Annotated in this window: 18 protein-coding genes and 1 tRNA gene; 10 read left to right on the plus strand and 9 right to left on the minus strand. The window is 61.8% G+C overall.

Annotation, left to right across the window (positions count from 1 at the left end):
• The first annotated feature begins 250 nt into the window (after window positions 1-250).
• From galE to ACVJ19_RS07675, 6 genes are all read left to right on the plus strand, one after another.
• Entirely contained in the window at window positions 251-1,381 is a 1,131-nt protein-coding gene (galE, locus tag ACVJ19_RS07650) for a UDP-glucose 4-epimerase GalE (protein ID WP_453955128.1), read from the plus strand.
• 884 nt (window positions 1,382-2,265) lie between these two features.
• A complete protein-coding gene (locus ACVJ19_RS07655; RefSeq protein ID WP_453949519.1) occupies window positions 2,266-4,569 on the plus strand; it encodes a hypothetical protein in 2,304 nt (767 codons plus the stop codon).
• Window positions 4,570-4,609: 40 nt separating this feature from the next.
• Window positions 4,610-5,653, plus strand: a complete 1,044-nt coding sequence (locus ACVJ19_RS07660) for a TAXI family TRAP transporter solute-binding subunit (RefSeq protein WP_453949518.1) — start codon at window positions 4,610-4,612, stop codon at window positions 5,651-5,653.
• Entirely contained in the window at window positions 5,650-6,270 is a 621-nt protein-coding gene (locus ACVJ19_RS07665; protein ID WP_453949517.1) for a hypothetical protein, read from the plus strand. The genes ACVJ19_RS07660 and ACVJ19_RS07665 overlap by 4 nt, the downstream gene beginning before the upstream one ends.
• 37 nt (window positions 6,271-6,307) lie before the next feature.
• Window positions 6,308-6,901, plus strand: a complete 594-nt coding sequence (locus tag ACVJ19_RS07670; protein WP_453949516.1) for a DsrE family protein — start codon at window positions 6,308-6,310, stop codon at window positions 6,899-6,901.
• 103 nt (window positions 6,902-7,004) lie between these two features.
• Window positions 7,005-7,232, plus strand: a complete 228-nt coding sequence (locus ACVJ19_RS07675) for a hypothetical protein (RefSeq protein WP_453949515.1) — start codon at window positions 7,005-7,007, stop codon at window positions 7,230-7,232.
• A gap of 38 nt (window positions 7,233-7,270) precedes the next feature.
• Here ACVJ19_RS07675 and ACVJ19_RS07680 read toward each other — a convergent pair whose 3' ends face one another.
• From ACVJ19_RS07680 to ACVJ19_RS07710, 7 genes are all read right to left on the minus strand, one after another.
• Window positions 7,271-7,717 carry a cupin domain-containing protein gene (locus ACVJ19_RS07680; RefSeq protein WP_453949514.1) on the minus strand — a complete coding sequence of 149 codons (447 nt, stop codon included), beginning with the start codon at window positions 7,715-7,717 and terminating at the stop codon, window positions 7,271-7,273.
• A 164-nt stretch (window positions 7,718-7,881) separates the two neighbouring features.
• Window positions 7,882-8,028: a hypothetical protein gene (locus ACVJ19_RS07685; protein ID WP_453949513.1), complete on the minus strand. Its 147-nt coding sequence runs from the start codon at window positions 8,026-8,028 to the stop codon at window positions 7,882-7,884.
• Entirely contained in the window at window positions 8,028-8,684 is a 657-nt protein-coding gene (locus ACVJ19_RS07690; protein WP_453949512.1) for a hypothetical protein, read from the minus strand. Before ACVJ19_RS07690 ends, ACVJ19_RS07685 begins: the two co-directional genes overlap by 1 nt.
• Before the next feature lie 10 nt (window positions 8,685-8,694).
• Window positions 8,695-9,189 carry a type II 3-dehydroquinate dehydratase gene (aroQ, locus tag ACVJ19_RS07695; RefSeq protein WP_453949511.1) on the minus strand — a complete coding sequence of 165 codons (495 nt, stop codon included), beginning with the start codon at window positions 9,187-9,189 and terminating at the stop codon, window positions 8,695-8,697.
• A gap of 30 nt (window positions 9,190-9,219) precedes the next feature.
• Window positions 9,220-10,500 (minus strand): TRAP transporter large permease, encoded by a 1,281-nt coding sequence (locus ACVJ19_RS07700; protein ID WP_453949510.1) that lies wholly within the window; start codon window positions 10,498-10,500, stop codon window positions 9,220-9,222.
• 55 nt (window positions 10,501-10,555) lie between these two features.
• A complete protein-coding gene (locus ACVJ19_RS07705) occupies window positions 10,556-11,065 on the minus strand; it encodes a TRAP transporter small permease (protein WP_453949509.1) in 510 nt (169 codons plus the stop codon).
• Window positions 11,066-11,134: 69 nt separating this feature from the next.
• Window positions 11,135-12,154 (minus strand): TRAP transporter substrate-binding protein, encoded by a 1,020-nt coding sequence (locus ACVJ19_RS07710; RefSeq protein WP_453949508.1) that lies wholly within the window; start codon window positions 12,152-12,154, stop codon window positions 11,135-11,137.
• Between the two features lie 229 nt (window positions 12,155-12,383).
• Here ACVJ19_RS07710 and ACVJ19_RS07715 point away from each other — a divergent pair, with 229 nt between their 5' ends.
• Genes ACVJ19_RS07715 through ACVJ19_RS07725 form a run of 3 tightly spaced genes read left to right on the plus strand, consistent with a single transcriptional unit; the run spans window position 12,384 to window position 15,165 of the window.
• Complete coding sequence (locus tag ACVJ19_RS07715) at window positions 12,384-13,043, plus strand: GntR family transcriptional regulator (protein WP_453949507.1); 660 nt, start codon at window positions 12,384-12,386, stop codon at window positions 13,041-13,043.
• A 47-nt stretch (window positions 13,044-13,090) separates the two neighbouring features.
• A complete protein-coding gene (locus ACVJ19_RS07720) occupies window positions 13,091-14,263 on the plus strand; it encodes a M24 family metallopeptidase (protein ID WP_453949506.1) in 1,173 nt (390 codons plus the stop codon).
• Window positions 14,260-15,165, plus strand: a complete 906-nt coding sequence (locus tag ACVJ19_RS07725; protein WP_453949505.1) for an SMP-30/gluconolactonase/LRE family protein — start codon at window positions 14,260-14,262, stop codon at window positions 15,163-15,165. Before ACVJ19_RS07720 ends, ACVJ19_RS07725 begins: the two co-directional genes overlap by 4 nt.
• A gap of 116 nt (window positions 15,166-15,281) precedes the next feature.
• Here the strand turns inward: ACVJ19_RS07725 and ACVJ19_RS07730 are convergent.
• Both ACVJ19_RS07730 and cpdR read right to left on the minus strand, forming a co-directional pair.
• A tRNA-Val gene (locus ACVJ19_RS07730) sits at window positions 15,282-15,356 on the minus strand.
• A gap of 72 nt (window positions 15,357-15,428) precedes the next feature.
• Window positions 15,429-15,788, minus strand: coding sequence for a cell cycle two-component system response regulator CpdR (gene cpdR / locus ACVJ19_RS07735; protein WP_007597092.1), 360 nt, complete (start codon window positions 15,786-15,788; stop codon window positions 15,429-15,431).
• Between the two features lie 352 nt (window positions 15,789-16,140).
• Between cpdR and ACVJ19_RS07740 the strand changes: the two genes are divergently transcribed.
• Complete coding sequence (locus ACVJ19_RS07740; RefSeq protein ID WP_453949504.1) at window positions 16,141-17,031, plus strand: N-formylglutamate amidohydrolase; 891 nt, start codon at window positions 16,141-16,143, stop codon at window positions 17,029-17,031.
• Window positions 17,032-17,236 lie beyond the last annotated feature (205 nt).

Consider the following 17,236-nt stretch of genomic DNA (forward strand, 5'->3'; position numbering starts at 1 on the left):
CGTAGCGGGAGATCGCATTTTGCGACGCTATCCTACGTTGGCGGATCCAAACCTCATCCGCGACGCCTGGAAATGGATGATGCAACGGTCATGAGCGCTCGATGGTCCGTCCCCGGCTGCACCGCCCGGATGCAGTCCATTAGGGGTAGCTCATAAGGCCCAGAATCTCCACGCCCCGTGGACGAGACTTCCGATTAATGTGGTGTCGCATGCACGGAGGCCAGTTGAGCGAATGCGGAAGCTGTCCGAGATGATCTTGGTGACTGGAGGTACCGGCTACATCGGGTCCCACGTCTGTATCGCATTGCTGGACGCCGGGTTCGACGTCGTCGTGCTCGACAATCTCTCCAACAGCAACCAGACTTCGCTCGAGCGGGTGCAGTCCATTTGTGGGCGTTCGCTCGTCTTTCGGCACGCAGATATCCGCCATGAAGAGGCGATTCACGCCATACTTCGTTCCTGCGGAGTGACCGCGGTCATTCACCTTGCAGGGCTGAAGGCCGTGGGCGATTCCAACGTACGCCCCCTGAACTATTACGAGAACAACGTTCTGGGAACGATGCGGCTGGTATCAGCAATGAAGAGGGCGAATGTAAAGACACTTGTATTCAGCTCGTCCGCGACCGTTTACGGAATACCTAAATACTTGCCGCTCGACGAGAAGCATCCCCTCTGTCCGACCAATCCGTATGGCCGCACAAAGCTCGTTATCGAAGAGATGCTGAAGGATCTCTGCAGGTCCGACGACGATTGGCGGATCGCCAATCTGCGCTACTTCAATCCGGTTGGAGCACACGAAAGCGGGCTGGTCGGAGAAGACCCGCTGGGCCTTCCCAACAACCTGCTCCCGTTTGTGGCGCAGGTGGCGATTGGACGGAGGGAGAAGCTGCAGATTTGGGGAAACGACTATGACACGCCTGATGGCACCGGAGTCCGCGACTTCATTCATGTGGTCGATCTCGCATCCGGGCATTTGAGCGCCTTGCGCAACCTGAGACAGCCTGGTGTGCTCACGGTCAATCTTGGCACGGGGAACGGCAGCAGCGTTCTGGACATCGTTCGTACATTTGAAGCAGCGAGCGGGCGTCCGGTTCCCTATGAAATCAAGGAGCGTCGGGCTGGCGATGTCGCCGCCTGCTATGCCGACCCGACCTTTGCGATGGAGGCTTTGGGCTGGAAGTCGACCCGATCGTTGGAGCAAATGTGTGCGGACCATTGGCGTTGGCAATTGCAGAACCCCGACGGTTACCATGGTAGCGCACTTTCAAAGACCGGAGCTGTCCAGGCATTTCCACCGTCACGGATGAGTGCGTGCGCCTCAGCTATTCGAACGGGCGACGCCGAGCGGGTTCGGGGCGAGCACACCGCCCATCAGAGGTAGCTCGTAATGCTCCATAATCTCCAAACCGGAGAGCGAGGCGGCAGGTAAGATGCGGTCGCGTGGGGATTTGCGATGCCACACTATCGTGCATTTGTTTTGGACGAACACGGCCAATTGGGGAGCGTGGTCAACCTTCACTGCCCGGACGACGCGTCCGCAACCGAGCGGGCCGGGCGGTTGGCGGATGGTCACGAGGTTCAGCTTTGGCGACTGGTCGCCGAGCTCAAGTTTGACGATCCGCGGCAACGATACAAGCGGCGGCGGGCTGCCCGTGCACCAATGCACTGAGCTCGATTGATGGTGCGCTCCGTCTAGTGGTCAACTCGCGCATCTTCCGCTGCAAGCCAGATCAGTGTGCTCACTAAGGACGCTGACGTGTCACCGCGTCGGGATCGTGGACCAATTGCGCCATCATCCAGCTGGCCGCTGCGGAAAGCGCGAAGCCGGCGCAGGTCGAAAGCGCATCGACCATAAAATCCTCAAACCTCGCGTGCCGTCCCGGTACCCATAGTTGTATGATCTCAAGCAGGCCGATCAGGGCAACGGCGAGCGCTGAAGCAGTCCAACGCCGCTGCGGATAGAAGGCGCTACTCGCAGGCGCGGGGCTGGACGGCCCTAGGATCCAGCCCGCTGTGGCCATCTCATTGTTCACGGCTCGAGCACAATCCGTACCCTAACCCAAAAGTGGTGAGAGAGGGTCCTCCATGCGAGCTATATGATTCGCATAAAGATGGAGCGCATAATGAGCCATCTGAAAGCATCTGAAGGATATCAGATCGCCAGGCGACAGGTACTTGCAGATGGCTCGCACGGTCATGCTCAGCGGCGAAGTGAAGAACTCCCTCGCGCGGGGTAGATGCGCCCCCCGGTGGATGGCAGCGGTCATGCTCGCTATGACATGGGCGTCGGAAACGGAGGCTTCCCAGGATCAGGCACGACACCTCTCAGACGCGCAACTGGCAACGACTGCCCACAATCTGGATTCTGACGAGTTCAAGAAGTTGCTGCCGAGCCCGGGTGGCGGCGACAAATCGATACAGGTTGCACAAGCACCAACTAGCGACACAGGGGCCCTGCGGCAGCCTCCAAAACAGCAACGCGACTGGTCAGAGTCACTGACCTGCGAACTTGCCCTTGCAAGGCGCGACATCGCGTTGCTGCAACGTCTGGAGCAGGAGCACGATCGGGCCGAGTGGCTGGCGCACGGGCTTGACGCTGCGCGGCGCGAGATCGAAACCCAAAAGGCGTTAGCGGCGAAGGCCATCGAGGACGCTTCCCGACTGAAGGAAGCTTCCCGACTGAATCAAGCGGGCGAGAGTGGCGCGGCTGAGCTGCAAACATCGCTGCAGCACGAGCGCGAGCGGTCGGCGCGGCTGGAGCAGGATTTCGCAGCCGCGCGGCACGATGTCGAAACCCAAACCGCGCTGGCGACGAAGGCTGGTGAGGAAGCGTCCCGGCTGAAGCAGGCAGGAGAAAGCAGCGCCGCGGAGCTGCAGACATCGCTCCAGGAGGAGCGCGAGCGGTCGGCGCGGCTGGAGCAGGATCTCGCAGCCGCGCGGCGCGATGTCGAAACCCAGACTGCGCTGGCGGCGAAAGCAGGCGAGGAAACGTCCCGGCTGAAACAGGCGGGCGAAAGCGGCGCCGCGGAGCTGCAGACATCGCTCCAGGAGGAGCGCGAGCGGTCGGCGCGGCTGGAGCAGGATCTCGCAGCCGCGCGGCGCGATCTCGAAACCCAAACTGCTCTGGCGACGAAGGCAGGTGAGGAAACGTCCCGGCTGAAACAGGCGGGCGAAAGGAGCGCGGCTGAGCTGCAGACATCGCTCCAGGAGGAGCACGAGCGGTCGGCGCGGCTGAAGCAGGATCTGGCAGCCGCGCGGCACGATGCCGAAACCCAGTCTGCGCTGGCGGCAAGGGCAAACGAGGAACTTTCGCAGCGAAGTCGGGCGGCGGAGTCCAGTGCCTTGAGGCAATCGATGCAGAAAGAGCGCCCCGGGGCCGACACGCTTGAGCAGGATCTCTCCCTGACAAGAACCGCTATTTATGCATACCAGATACAAACGGCACCGGTGGCGAAAGCCGACGAGAACGCCTCCCTACCGAAAGTGGCAGGAGAAAGCAGCGCAGCAGAGTTGCAAAACTCCCTGAAACAGGAGCGGGATCGGATCGGCCAGCTCGAGCAGGCGCTTGCGGCTGCGCGACGAGACATTGATGCGCAGACGGCGCTGGCGGCAAATGCCAGCGACGAAGTCGCCAAGCTGACGCAAGCAGCCAAGGCTGGCGCCGCGGAGCAGAGACGGTCGATGCAGAAGGAGCAAGAGAGAGCCGATGCGCTGGCGCAGGATCTCTCGATCGCTCGCAGCAAGGTCTACGCATACGAAGCTCAAGCGGCCAAAGCCAGCGAGGAAGCGGCACAGCTCAGCCAGACGGCGGCGAGCAATACGGCCTCGCTGGAGCAGTCGCAGCGGCGGGAGCGCGAGCGGGCTGAACAGCTGGCCCGGGACTTGGCGAAAGCAAGCCGCGAGCTCGACGCGCAGACCGAACGGGCGTCCAAGGCGAGCGAGGACGTGGCACGGATCAAGCAGGCCGGAGAGCGCGAATCGGCCGAGCTGCGGAGCCTGTTGCAGCGTGCGCGCGAGCGCGCCGAGGGGTTGGAAAGGGATCTGACATTGGCGCGTCGGGATAACAGCGCGCTTGCGGCGAAAACTCTCTCCGCTGCGCCTCCGCCGGCTACCACCGGCAAGGCCGCGCGCGAGGAGCCGCCGTCGGCACCGGCCCGGCCAATCCAAAACCGGCCTACGCAAAATGGACTCGTCTACGACAAGCCCATCCAACAGAAATCGGTCGGAGACAGACCAGTCCAAGACAAGGCCATACCGGCGCGCAGCCAGGGCGATGCTGAGGTCCAGTCTAACAACAGCGCGCAGGCGGACAAATTGATCGCGCGCGCCAGCGCACTACTTGAACAGGGAGACATCGGCTCGGCGCGGATCGTACTGGAGCGCGCCGCTGAGATGGGGAGCGCGAAAGCAAGCTTCGCGCTCGCGGAAACCTACGATCCGCTGATCCTGCCGAATTTCGGAACGTACGGAACGCAAGGGGATTCCACTAAGGCGCGAGATCTTTATGCGCGAGCCGAAGCCGGGGGAATCAAGGAAGCAAAAGCGCGATACGAAGCGTTGCGCCGGTAGAAAGCCCAAGCGGATGCAGCGTGCGTAAAGGAGTTCGTCGATGAAAGGGTTCATAGGATTCCGCCGGTTGGCCTTGCTTGCGGCGTTCGCATCATCGCTCATGGCCGTTCAGCCCTGGGCGGATGCGCGGCCGTTGAATTCGCAGTCCCACAATGCTCGGCCGGTTCGCCCCGCGCCTTCGCAGCCCAGACCTGAGGTGCTCTCCATGAATGCCTGGACTGTTGGCCTGGCCGGAGGCCTGCTCGAGGGCGCACCGATACGGCTGGCGGCGGAGATCGCGCGTGTGGTCGACGACGGGGATAACCTACACGTTCTGCCGGTCGTCACTCGCGGAGCCACTGAAAACGTGAATTCCCTGCTCTATCTACGCGGCATCGATGCCGCAATCATCAATTCCGACGCGCTCGAGGAATACAAGAGCCAGGTGCCGGACATCCAGCGACGAATTGCGTATGTCCTAAATCTGTTCCCGTCCGAGCTGCATATCTTCGTTCGACCGGAGATCCAGAGCCTGAGCGATCTTTCCGGCAAGAAGGTCAACTTCAATACACAGGGCACCGCTGCGGCCTATTCGGGTCCGCTGATCTTCAGCCGCCTCAACCTCGATGTGGAAAAGACGTTCATTCCGCATCAGGTCGCGCTCGAGCAGATGCGCAAGGGCGAGATTGCAGCGGTTGTCTTCATTACATCGAAGCCAGTGGACGCCTTCGTGCGAGGCCGCTGGGAGCCGGGTTTCAAGTTCCTGTCCCTCCCCTATGACGGCAGGTTCGAGGATTACTACCTCCCCGCCTCCCTCGGTGAAGCCGACTATCCCAATCTGATCAAGCCGGGCGAACGGATTTCGACGATCGCCGTGCCGACCGCACTGGTCGCCTTCAATTGGCCGATCAAGTCAAACCGCTCCGAGCGCGTCTCACGTTTCATCGACCACCTGTTCTCCCGGATCGACAGGCTGCAGGCCCCCGGTTTCGACCCGAAGTGGAAATCCATCAACCTTGCCGCGACAGTTCCAGGTCTCGTGCGCGTCCCTGCGGCGCAAGCGTGGCTGGATCGTCAGCACCGCTCAACACAAGCATCGCAATGAACCGCGCCGCGATCCTGCTTCCCATAGTGCTCGGGGCTGCAGGCGGCATAGCGCCGGCCCAGGATTCGATGACACAGCTGCGCTCCTGCCTTCAGAGGCAGCACACGGAGCGTCTCGAGTGCCTGGACAAATTGACTCGCACCGTGGCGCCTCAGCATCGTCCATCCGCCGACGAGGGCTGGGTCGTCAGCCAGACGACCTCGCCGATAGACTACTCTCCGATCGCGACTGCCACGACATCGTCACGCGGCGGGGTCGGCGAGTCCGCGATGCAATTATCGATTCGCTGCCGCAGCGGCCGGACCGAATTGGCGCTGACGGGACCTGGCATCTCCCGCGGAGTCGGTGACGATGCAATTTTCTATCGCATCAATGATAACCCGGCGGTGCAAGTCGCGGCAGCCACCCCGACGTTCGGGCCCGGCGTCGCCTTTACCGGGGACGTTGTTCGCCTGCTGCAGTCACTTCCAGACAGCGGGGACCTCATTGTCCTGGTCTCAAAACGGGGGGGTGCCGCCCATGACGGCACCTTCTCCCTCGCTGGGTTGGACGAGGCGCGCGCGAAGATAGCAGCGGCGTGCAAATGGCCGCGCGCGATCGCGACACCGGGTCATTGACGAGATGCAAACCTGTTTTCTTCGACGGAGGCGGATAATGATGACGTTCCAACATATTGCCAAAGTGTTCGCGATGGCAGCGATTGCTGTTCTGGCTTCTGCATCGTTTGCGGTCGCAGAACAGGGCGGAAGATACTGGACGCCGGCAGACGGGCAATCCGTCCAGCATAAGGCGGTGCACGCGAGACAACACGTCGCGAAGCCGGCGAAGCGGAAGCAGGCCGCGCCTGCCCATACGCAGCATTCGGCCGCACCGAAGCAAAGGGAGCATCACTTGATCCTGCAGGTAAATAGCAATGACGCCCCGGCGATGAATCTCGCGCTCAACAACGCGACCAACGTGGCGCAATACTACAAGGACGCCGGCGAAAAGGTGAAGATCGAGGTCGTCACGTTTGGGCCCGGACTCCACATGCTGCGTGAAGACACATCGCCGGTAAAAGCGCGCATCGAGGAAATGGCTCTGAGCACGCCTGAGGTTTCGTTCAAGGCCTGCGGCAACACCCAGGAGAAAATGAAGAAGGCCGAGAACAAGGACATACCGATTGTTCGTCAGGCGGAGATCGTGAAATCGGGCGTCGTGCGCGTGATGGAACTGCAAGAACTGGGCTGGGCCTACGTCAAGCCATGACTGGACGTAGCGGCAATGACGTCGGCCGCCATTGCCGCGTCCAAGAGCATTTCATTTGAAATTCGCGGCGTCGAGCACTGTCTCATTCGCTACTGAGAAAGCCATGCCGGAATCAGCCTCCACCAATCTCGGGTTTCCCCCGGGCTCACGCGTTCAGGTTAAGCCCGAAGCCGGCGCTCGCCTGGCTGGAAAGACCGGACGCGTCATTGGCGGCGGATTTTATCCGACAAGCCTCCGTCTGGTCCTGGACGGATCGAAAGTTCCAATCACTCTGCACGTGAACTACGTGGCGGCGATTGACGATGACGTCGATCCGATGAAATCGGATTGATGGATGGGCTGACGTCGGGCCAGAAACGCAGGCCTGCTCTAAGGTCGTTCCAATGTAGTAAGTCGCGACGCCGCAGGTTGGCCGGGCATCATTGACTTGAGCATCCTGGCAGCACGGATGGCGAAGCCCAGCGGAGGCCGCCGGCAAAAGGCGACCTTCTTCACACGATCCTCGACGTGCCACTTGGCATGCGAACCGGTGCGGAACAAGATCACGTCGCCGGCACCATAACGCGTCGGCGCTGCACCATCGACCTCGAGCAGGATTGATCCTTCGAGGATCACGACGGTCTCGTCGAAATCGTAATGCCAGTTGAACTTGCCTTCGGTGCAGGACCAAATCATCGTCCACCAGGTCTTGAACGCGCTCTTCGACAGAAGGTGCGAACGAGCTTCCGGGCGACCTTCGATGATCCACGACGGCTCGATTGGTGACGGCTTGAGTTCAAGCGTCTCGCAATATGCCGCTTCAACAAGGTCGCGCATCTGCATCACTCCCAAATATCCATCAAACAATGCCTCAACATATTCCGGCCTCATTCGAAGCCCGTGAAGATGCCGCCTTGTCGCACTATCCTTACGAGGTACCTCGGCCCGGCAGTTCGCGGATGGTGTTTTGCGCTGCCGTTTAGCGATCGACGGCTCCGCGACTACGCTAGAGGATAGGCAACGCCGCCGGGCGTCGCGGGCAGCAGCCGCAGCCCCACATGATCGTATCCGCACCGCGCCGCAACCTCGATCGACTGCGGGGGCGTCAGCTCGAGCGCCGTCAGCGCGGCAAGCGAAAAATTTGCCATCAGCCGAAATCCACGATGCGCGCGTCCAGCGCAAACATGCCGTGATAGACCTCCGGCTCGCTCGCATGGTCCATGACGTCAGGCGCGATGGCGCGCGCCCGCTGCAGGGCTCCCCGCAGCGAGGCCACGTCGAGCCCCTCGATCAACAGAAGCCCCGCGAAGAAGCCTTCGTTCCTCCGCATGCCTTTTTCCGTCGTGGGCACCGAGGTCCGCGCTTCGTCGGTCGCCCCGATCTGCACGGCGGCGACGCCGTCGCATGCAACGAGCGCCCGAGCCAATGTCGCGGGATCTTCGGGCAATGCCTCGATGCGCAGCGCCATAATCGTGGCTCCCTCGCCCCGCCCTGCCCGCGCGACCATGATGCCCCCGCCACGGATGAAATTGCCGAGCTTCGGCATGATGCGTTGCGACCACGGTGTCGGCGCGTTGAGTCGCGCCAGATAGGCGTCGCCATCGAGGACCTCGGGCGCCTCGAGCTCGTACAGGATGAAGAAGCGGTTGATATCGTCCCTCGCGGCGCGGAATACACGCGATGCCAGAAAACCCCTGGTCGTCACGCGCTCGGTGGTATGCTCGCGTGTCAGCCAGTGGCGGTAGTCGGTCAGATCGTGGGCCTCGACGTCGCTCCAGATGGCCAGGAAACCGGCTCCGCGCATACCGCCCTCCTTACGACTTGCCGGCGGCCGCAAGCCCGTGCAGGGCCGGCGGGATCGTTCCAGGCAATTGTCCGAGCCGCTGAACGACGGCCAGGATCGCGGCAAGATAGCCGTACGGACCGAGACCGCAAATGACCGCCGTGGAGGCACTCGACGTGATCGAGTGACGATGAAGCTCGTCCCGCGCGTGGATATTCGAGATGTGCACCTCGATCTTCGGGCCCTCGAAAATCTTGAGCGCATCGATCAGCGCGATCGACGTGAAGGAATAAGCGGCCGGGTTCATGATGATCGCATCCGCCTCGCCATGGGCGGACTGGATCAGACTGACGAGCTCGCCTTCCATGTTGGACTGGTGGAATGAGATCGACACTCCAAGTTGATCGGCCAAGGCCTGACAGCTGTCCTCGATCTGCTTCAGCGTCGTCGAACCATAGATGTGTGGCTCCCTGATGCCGAGGAAATTCAGGTTGGGTCCATTGAGGATCATGATCCGTGCGGCCATTTTTGTCCCTCCTTTGCCAGCACTGCGCGACTAGCCGCCAAACCACTTGGCCGGGACCGTCACCAGTCCCGGGAACAACACCATCGCGAACAGGACGATCAGCTGCGCGATCATGAAGGGCCAGACGCCCTTGATGATGTCCTCCATGCTGATCCTGGAGACGCCGCAGACGACGTTGAGCACGATACCGACCGGCGGTGTGATGAGACCGATCGAATTGTTGATGATGAAGAGGACGCCGAAATAGACGGGATCGATGTGCGCCGCCTTGATGATCGGCATCAGGATCGGCGTCAGGATCAGGATGGTCGGCGTCATGTCGAGCGCCGTGCCGACGATCACCACGACCACCATGATGGCGAGCATCAGGATGGTGTTGTTCCCCATGAACGGCTTCAGAAGATCGACGACCTGAGCGGAGATTTCGGACACCGTGATGAGCCAGGACGAGACCAGCGCCGCAGCCACGAGGAACATGACGACGCTCGTCGTCACCGCTGACGACACCAGTACCGGGTAAATCTCCGACCATGTCAGCTCGCGATAGATGCAGGTCGCGACGAACAGCGAATAGACGGCGACGACCACGCCGGCCTCGGTCGGTGTGAAGATGCCGAAGCGCAGGCCCACGATGATGATCCCGGGCAGCATGAGGGCCCAAAAGCCGTCGATGATGGCATGGAGGATCTCGCGCAGTGAGGCCCGCGGCGGTGGCGAAAGGCTCTCCTTGCGCACGACCCAGTACCAGGCGACGCAGAGCCCCAATCCAAGCAGGAGGCCGGGAACGATGCCCGCCAGGAACAGCTTGGAGATCGATACGTTGGCGGCGACACCGAAGATCACGAAGCCGATGCTGGGCGGAATGACGGGGCCAATGACGCCGCCGGCGGCTACGAGGCCCGCTGCGTAGGTCTTCTTGTGTCCCGCCGCCACCATCATCGGCACCAGCAGCGCCGCGAGCGCGGCAGCATCCGCTGCTGCTGACCCCGACAGCGACGACAGGATACAAGCCGCCATGATCGTGACGTAACCCAGACCGCCGCGGAAATGCCCGACCGCAACGAGGGCGACATTGACGATGCGCTTGGCCAGCCCGCCCTTGTTCATGATCTCGCCGGCGAGCATGAAGAAGGGAATGGCCATCAGCGGAAAGCTGTCCGCGCCGTTGATGACGTTCTGCGCCACGATTTGCGAGTCGAACATGTCGATCGTGCTCATCAGGGCGACGCCGCAGATGAGAAGTGCAAAGGCGATCGGCATGCCCAGCGCCATGGCGCCGAGCAGCGAGAAGGTGAAGACGGCGATCGTCATGGCATGATCCAGGTGGCGCGAAGGGAATGAGCGGGCGGAAGGGCGATGGAGGACATCACTGCTCCTCCGACTCCCTGACGGCCACCATGTCCTCCTCGCTCGCCTGCCCGCTGATCACCCGGTACAGGTCGTAGAGAAGGATGATTGCGGCCGAGACGCCGAAGATCACGCCGACGGCGTGGAAGATGGCCATCGACAGGCCGGTAGCCGGCGCGCGGTCGTCGATGTTGATGAGGGTCTGGCGCCAGCTGCCGGAGAGCAGCAGCCAGTCGGCAAACAGCATCAGGCCATAGTTGATCACGAAGCAGATGCGCTTGCCGGAAGCCGGCAGGATCCGGACCAGCGTGTCGACGCCGAGATGGGCGTGCTCGCGCAACGCGACGATGGCACCGAGGAAGGTCAGCCAGACCAGAAGCCAGCGCGACAGCTCCTCGGAAATCGTGATGCCGGAGTTGAAGCCGTAACGCAGCACGACGTTGCCGAAGACCAGGACCACCATGACCGCGAGACACGCGGCAATGACGGCCTTCAGGAACGCGCAATAGAGATCGAGAGCTCGCGCCATGCGTGACGTCCGGGCAAATGAGGCCGAGCCGGCCAAGGGCCGACCCCGACCGCGTGATGAAGACGTTGACTACTTCACGTCCTTGCGGATGCGCTCGACTTCGTTGCTGAAGAGCTTCACCGTTTCGGAACGAAGATTGGCCGAGATCTTGTCCACGACCGGTTGCACCGTCTTGCGCATGCGCTCGGTCTCATCAGGAGCGATCGCATTGTATTGCATGCCCTTGGCCTGCAATTCCGCCAGCGCCTTCTCCGTCTGCAGGCGCGTCTGCTCCTTCTGATAGCCGCGGCTTTCTTCGTAGGCCTCGCGCATCAGGCGCTGCTCGGTCGGCGACAGCTTGTCCCAGAAGGTCTTGCTCACCAGGATGATATTCAGGGTGAAGGTGTGGTTCGTGGCGGAAACGTATTTCTGCACTTCGTAGAATTTGTTGGAGAGAATGACCGTGTAGGGGTTCTCCTGGCCATCGACGGTGCGGGTCTCCAGGGCAGAATAGAGCTCACCGAAGGCCATCGGGACCGGATTGGCCTTAAAGGCACTGAAGCTTTCGAGATAGACCGGGTTCGGTATCACGCGAAGCTTGAGACCGCTGAAGTCCTCGAGCTTGGTGATGGGGCGGGTGCTGTTGTTGACGTTGCGGAAGCCCAGGCCCCAATATCCCAAACCCATCAGATTCTTCGACGGCAAGGTTTCGAGCATCGCCTGGCCGAATTTGCCGGTCGCCAGGGCGTCGGCCTGTTCGGTGGTGTTGAAGAGGAACGGGAAATCGATGAGGCCGAACTCCGGAACGACGGTCGCGAGCGATGTCGTCGAGGCCGACAGCATTTCCTGCGTGCCGCCGCGGAGCGCGGATTGCTGCTGCAACTCGTTGCCGAGCTGTGAGGCCGCAAACTCGCGGACCTTCATCTTGCCCCCGCTCTTCGCCAGCAGAATCTCGGCGAACTTCTGCACGCCCATGCTGACGGGGTGATCGGTGTTGTTCAGGTGGCCCCACCTGATCGTCCGCTCCTGGATGTCGTCGGCAGCGGACGCGCCGCCCGTCAGCGCCACACCGATCGCCGTCGCAAACAGCGCCCGTATCAACAAGCTCATCGTGCTCCTCCCTGTTCGACGAGGGACGAGCGGCGGCTTAAGCCATCATTTTTCGCACCCTCAGATTATTTATACATCATACATATATTTCAGAGTCAAAATACAATTTCAATTTCATATGATATTTTTGCATACGTCAGACGTTGGAAATTTGCTATAGTGCTGGCAACATTGATGGTTCGGCCGCCTCGGAGGCGGTCCGACAATCCAGAGAGCGGGCTCGGAAGGCATGACATCAATTGAGGAACGGCCCCTGTCGGCAGGCGACAGCGGCTATCAGCGCATTCGGTCCGACATCATTTTCGGCGTGCTCACGCCATCCGGACGGCTGAAGCTCGACGCGATGAAAGAGGATTACGGCGTCAGCATCTCGACGCTGCGTGAGATTCTCAATCGCCTGACATCCGAAGGTTTCGTGGTTGCCGAAGGCCAGCGTGGATTCGAGGTGGCACCCGTCTCGATCCAGAACCTGCGTGAGCTCGCCGATCTGCGCATCCTGCTGGAGCATCATGCGATGGCCGAGTCGTTCCGGGCCGGCGACGTCGAGTGGGAGGGCCGCGTGGTGTCAGCGCATCACAAGCTGGCGGCCACCGAGCGCACCCTCCTCGCCGAGGGTGACGATCCCGAGCTGCGCAAGCGCTACGACGGTGAATTCCACCAGGCTCTGATCTCGAGCTGTGGCTCGCGCGAGCTGATGCACACCCACTCGATCGTGTTCGACAAATACTTCCGCTATGCGCTGCGCTATCGGGGCGCGGAGACGATCAACCAGCACAAGGCCCTGCTGGAATGCGCGCTGAAGCGGGACATCAAGCGCGCCCGGACCGTTCTCAGCGACCACATCAATGGCTGCGTGGCGCACGCTTTGTCCTCCTGGAAGGACAGCTGACCGCCCTATCCCACCAAAGAGATCAAGTCGTCGAAGAAGAACGATAGATGCAGTCCAGGATTCCATTCTCGACGGCAAGGCTCGACGGCTTGCTCGACGATTTCGGCATCGACGTCCTGATCGTCACCTCGAAGCACAACATCCAGTATCTGCTCGGCGGGTATTATCACTTCCAGTTCGACTACATGGAAGCCATCGGCGTCAGCCGCTATCTACCGGTCTTCGTCTACGTGAAGGGCGACCTGGACAAGTCGGCCTATATTGCCAACCGGAACGAGCGGGACAGCGTCCAGAACAGAATCAGCGCCGGATATTGGATGCCGCACGTCGAGTTCGGATCGTCGACCTCTGTCGAGGCGATGACGCTCGCGCTCAAGCATATCAAGGCCGTTGCGGCGTCTGCGCTCCGTGTCGGGGCCGAGTTGTCGTTCCTGCCGGCCGATGCTGCGGACGCGCTGCGCAGGGAGCTTCCGGGTTGCCAGCTTGTCGAGGCGATGCGCCCGCTCGAGAAGCTGCGCTCGGTCAAGACCGCGGCCGAGCTGGAGATCCTCCGCGAGGCGTCAGAGCGTGTGGTCGCTTCCATGATGGAGGCGGTCAACCGCACCCGCACCGGACAGACCAAGCGGGAGATCATTGCCCATCTGCGGCAGGCCGAGCTGTCGCGCGACATGATCTTCGAATATGCGCTGGTGACGATGGGGACCAGTCTCAACCGGGCTCCCTCCGAGCAGAAGCTCGAACCGGGGGACGTCGTGTCGCTGGATTCGGGCGGCAATTTCAGGGGGTATATCGGCGACCTCTGCCGGATGGCGGTGAACGGGGTCCCCGACGATGAGCTCGTCGATCTGCTTGGGGAGATCGAGCAGATTCAGCAGGCGGCCCGCGCTCCGATACGGGCGGGTCTGATCGGCAGCGAAATCTACGCCGCAGCGAACGAAGCGCTCGTGCGGTCTCTCCATGGCAAGCAGATGCATTTCGTCGCCCACGGCATGGGCATCGTCAGCCACGAAGCGCCGCGCCTGACCGCGAGCGGTCCAATTCCCTATCCCGCCGACGATGCCGCCGCGCCACTCGAGGCCGGCATGGTCATCTCGGTCGAAACCACGTTGCCGCATCCACGACGAGGCTTCATCAAGCTCGAGGATACGATTGCCGTCACCCCGGACGGATATCAGGCCTTTGGCGACGGCGCGCGTGGCTGGAACCGGATTGCGTCATGACCGCGAATTCGATTTCCCCGGACAGGGTCGAGACCGCGGTCGCCAGCACGGATATCCTCGGCGAAACCCCATTGTGGTGCGACCGGTCCCGCAAGCTGTGGTGGATCGACATCGATGGCAGGCTTCATCAATCCTTCGATCCGGCGACAGGCGTCCACCACGCCTCCTCCCACGATTGCCAATTCCTCGGCAGCCAGGCCTTGACGGCGGACGGCTCGCATCTGCTCGCGCAAGATCTGTCGCTCCACCGACGTTCAATCGACGGGGATTCTCCGGATCAGGTGTTCGTGGTGGAGCACGGCCTGGTTAACCGATTGAATGACGGCCGCGTCGATGCACGGGGTCGCTTCTGGATCGGCACCATGGACAACGAGCTGCACCGCCCCAACGGCTCGCTGTATCGGGTCGATGGCGACGGCACGGTGAGGCGCATGTTCGGAGACGTCATCGTGACAAACGGAATCGCGTTTTCGCCGGACAATCGCACCCTGTATTTCACGGACACCCGGCGCCATTGCACCTGGTGTTTCGACTTCGATCTCGATGATGGAGCCATCAGCAACCAGAAGCTTTTCGCTGACTATACCGCGTCCGGCGAGCGGCCTGACGGCGCATGCGTCGATGTTCAGGGCGGGCTTTGGACGGCATTCTTCGCGAGCCGCCGGGTGGTGCGCTATCGACCCGACGGCCGGATCGACACCGTCATTCCCATGCCGGTGACGAACCCGACATGCGTTTGCTTCGGCGGGAGCGACCTGAAGACCATGTTCGTCACGAGTGCACGGAAATTTCTCGATGCCGGCCAACTGAGTGCCGAGCCCCGGGCCGGCCATCTCTTCGCGATTCACGGCATCGCACAGGGTCTGCCCGAGCACCGGTTCGGAGCGAGTTCGTTCGTCTAGGCTGTTTCGGCGCTCTTTCTGGACGGGACAGCCCGCGCCGAATGGGCCTTCGTGGAAATCTCGTTGAAACCACCCCTTCAGGCCTCAGGCGCGCGGCGCCTATTCATTGAAGAAGATGGTGGGCACGACAGGGATCGAACCTGTGACCCCTACCATGTCAAGGTAGTGCTCTCCCGCTGAGCTACGTGCCCTAGAGGTCATTTCATCGGTGGGGTCCCTATAACGGCTCAGGGGACCCGGCGCAAGGACGGAACGGGGCCGATTTAGGCCGCCAGCATCTTGTTCACTTCGCTGACCAATTCGCGCAGATGCACGGGCTTGGACAGCACCTTGGCGTTCTTGGGGGCGTCCGAATCCGAGTTCAGGGCCACCGCGGCAAAGCCGGTGATGAACATGATCTTGATGTCGGGGTCGAGTTCCGAGGCCCGGCGGGCGAGCTCGATGCCGTCCATCTCCGGCATCACGATGTCGGTCAGCAGCATCTCGAACGGCTCTTCCCGCAGCCGCTGATAGGCGGCCATGCCGTTGTCATGGGACGAGACCTGAAAACCGGCGTTTTCCAGCGCCTTGACCAGGAAACGGCGCATGTCGTTGTCGTCTTCGGCGAGCAGGATCTTTGGCATGGCAGGAAACGTCGAATCCCCAGAGGATATCAGCAGAGGTCAGTTAGCCCGACAGAGGGTAAATTTGGGGTGAAAATCTTTACCATGGGCCGGCTGCGCTGCCGACGCGTTGTGGACCCGAATGGGCTCCGAATCAATCGCGCCGGTCCAGCCGGTCCCCACCCCGATGCCCGCACGGTTAAGACATGTTCCATCGTCCATCACATCTTTTCGCTTGGCAGAATGGTTGCGATTCCGGACAATGACGACACATAAGAGCCGCTCGACCGGCCGAATCATTCGATCCGGGGCCATGCCGGATCGTGCGGCGCCAAAGGGGGCGAAGCCTGAGTAAGGGACGAAGCCTGAGAAGATGACCCGGTTTGACGGCGAGATGTCGCCAGCGTTCGAGATCTTCGAGCCCGCCGAATGGCGCGCGCCTGTCATCTTCAACTCGCCCCATTCCGGCTCGACCTATCCGGACGAATTCCTCGCGGCGTCGCGCATCGACCTGCCGACGCTGCGGCGCTCGGAAGATTCGTTCATGGACGAGCTGATCGGCCATTTGAGCGATCGTGGCTTTCCGACCGTGCGGGTCAACTTTCCGCGCTCCTATGTCGACGTCAATCGCGAGCCCTATGAGCTCGATCCCCGCATGTTCACCGGCCGCCTGCCGAGCTTTGCCAATACCCGCTCGATGCGGGTCGCGGGCGGCCTCGGCACCGTTCCGCGCGTTGTCGGCGACGGCCAGGAGATCTATCGCGACCGCATCCTGGTCGACGATGCGCTGGGGCGGATCGAGACGCTCTACAAGCCCTACCATCGTGCGCTGCGCCGGCTGATCAACAAGGTGCACCAGATGTTCGGCACCGTGGTGCTGGTCGACTGCCATTCGATGCCGTCGGTCGGCGTCAGCAGGGACGAGCCGCGGCGGCCCGACGTCGTGATCGGCGACCGCTACGGCACCAGTTGCACGCCGCTTCTGCCCGACAGGGTCGAGGAGACCATGGGCGGGCTCGGCTATTCGATCGGCCGCAACAAGCCCTATGCCGGCGGCTTCATCACCGAGCATTACGGCAACCCCGCAAGTGGCCTGCACGCGGTGCAGCTCGAGCTCAACCGCGCGATCTACATGGACGAGCGACGGCGCGAGCGCAGCCCGCGCTTTGCGCAAGTCGCCTCCGACTTCGCGGTGCTCGCCGACGTGCTGGCCACCACGATCCCGTTCGGAGATCTCGGCCCGTTCCAGGCCGCGGCGGAATAGACGACAGCTTTTCTTCGCACGCGCTCGGCGCGCGTATCGAGCGCGAACGCATTTGCGCTTCGTATCGCTGCGCGCCTTGAAATGAAAACAGTGCCCCAAAGAAAAAAGGGCCGCTTCTAATGAAGAAGCGGCCCAAGTCTAGGGAGGAAACGCCCAAGGAGGGCAGCGGTAACGCAGAGCGCTACCGCACCGCAACAATATGCGG

This window comes from Bradyrhizobium sp. USDA 376 (assembly GCF_054063675.1).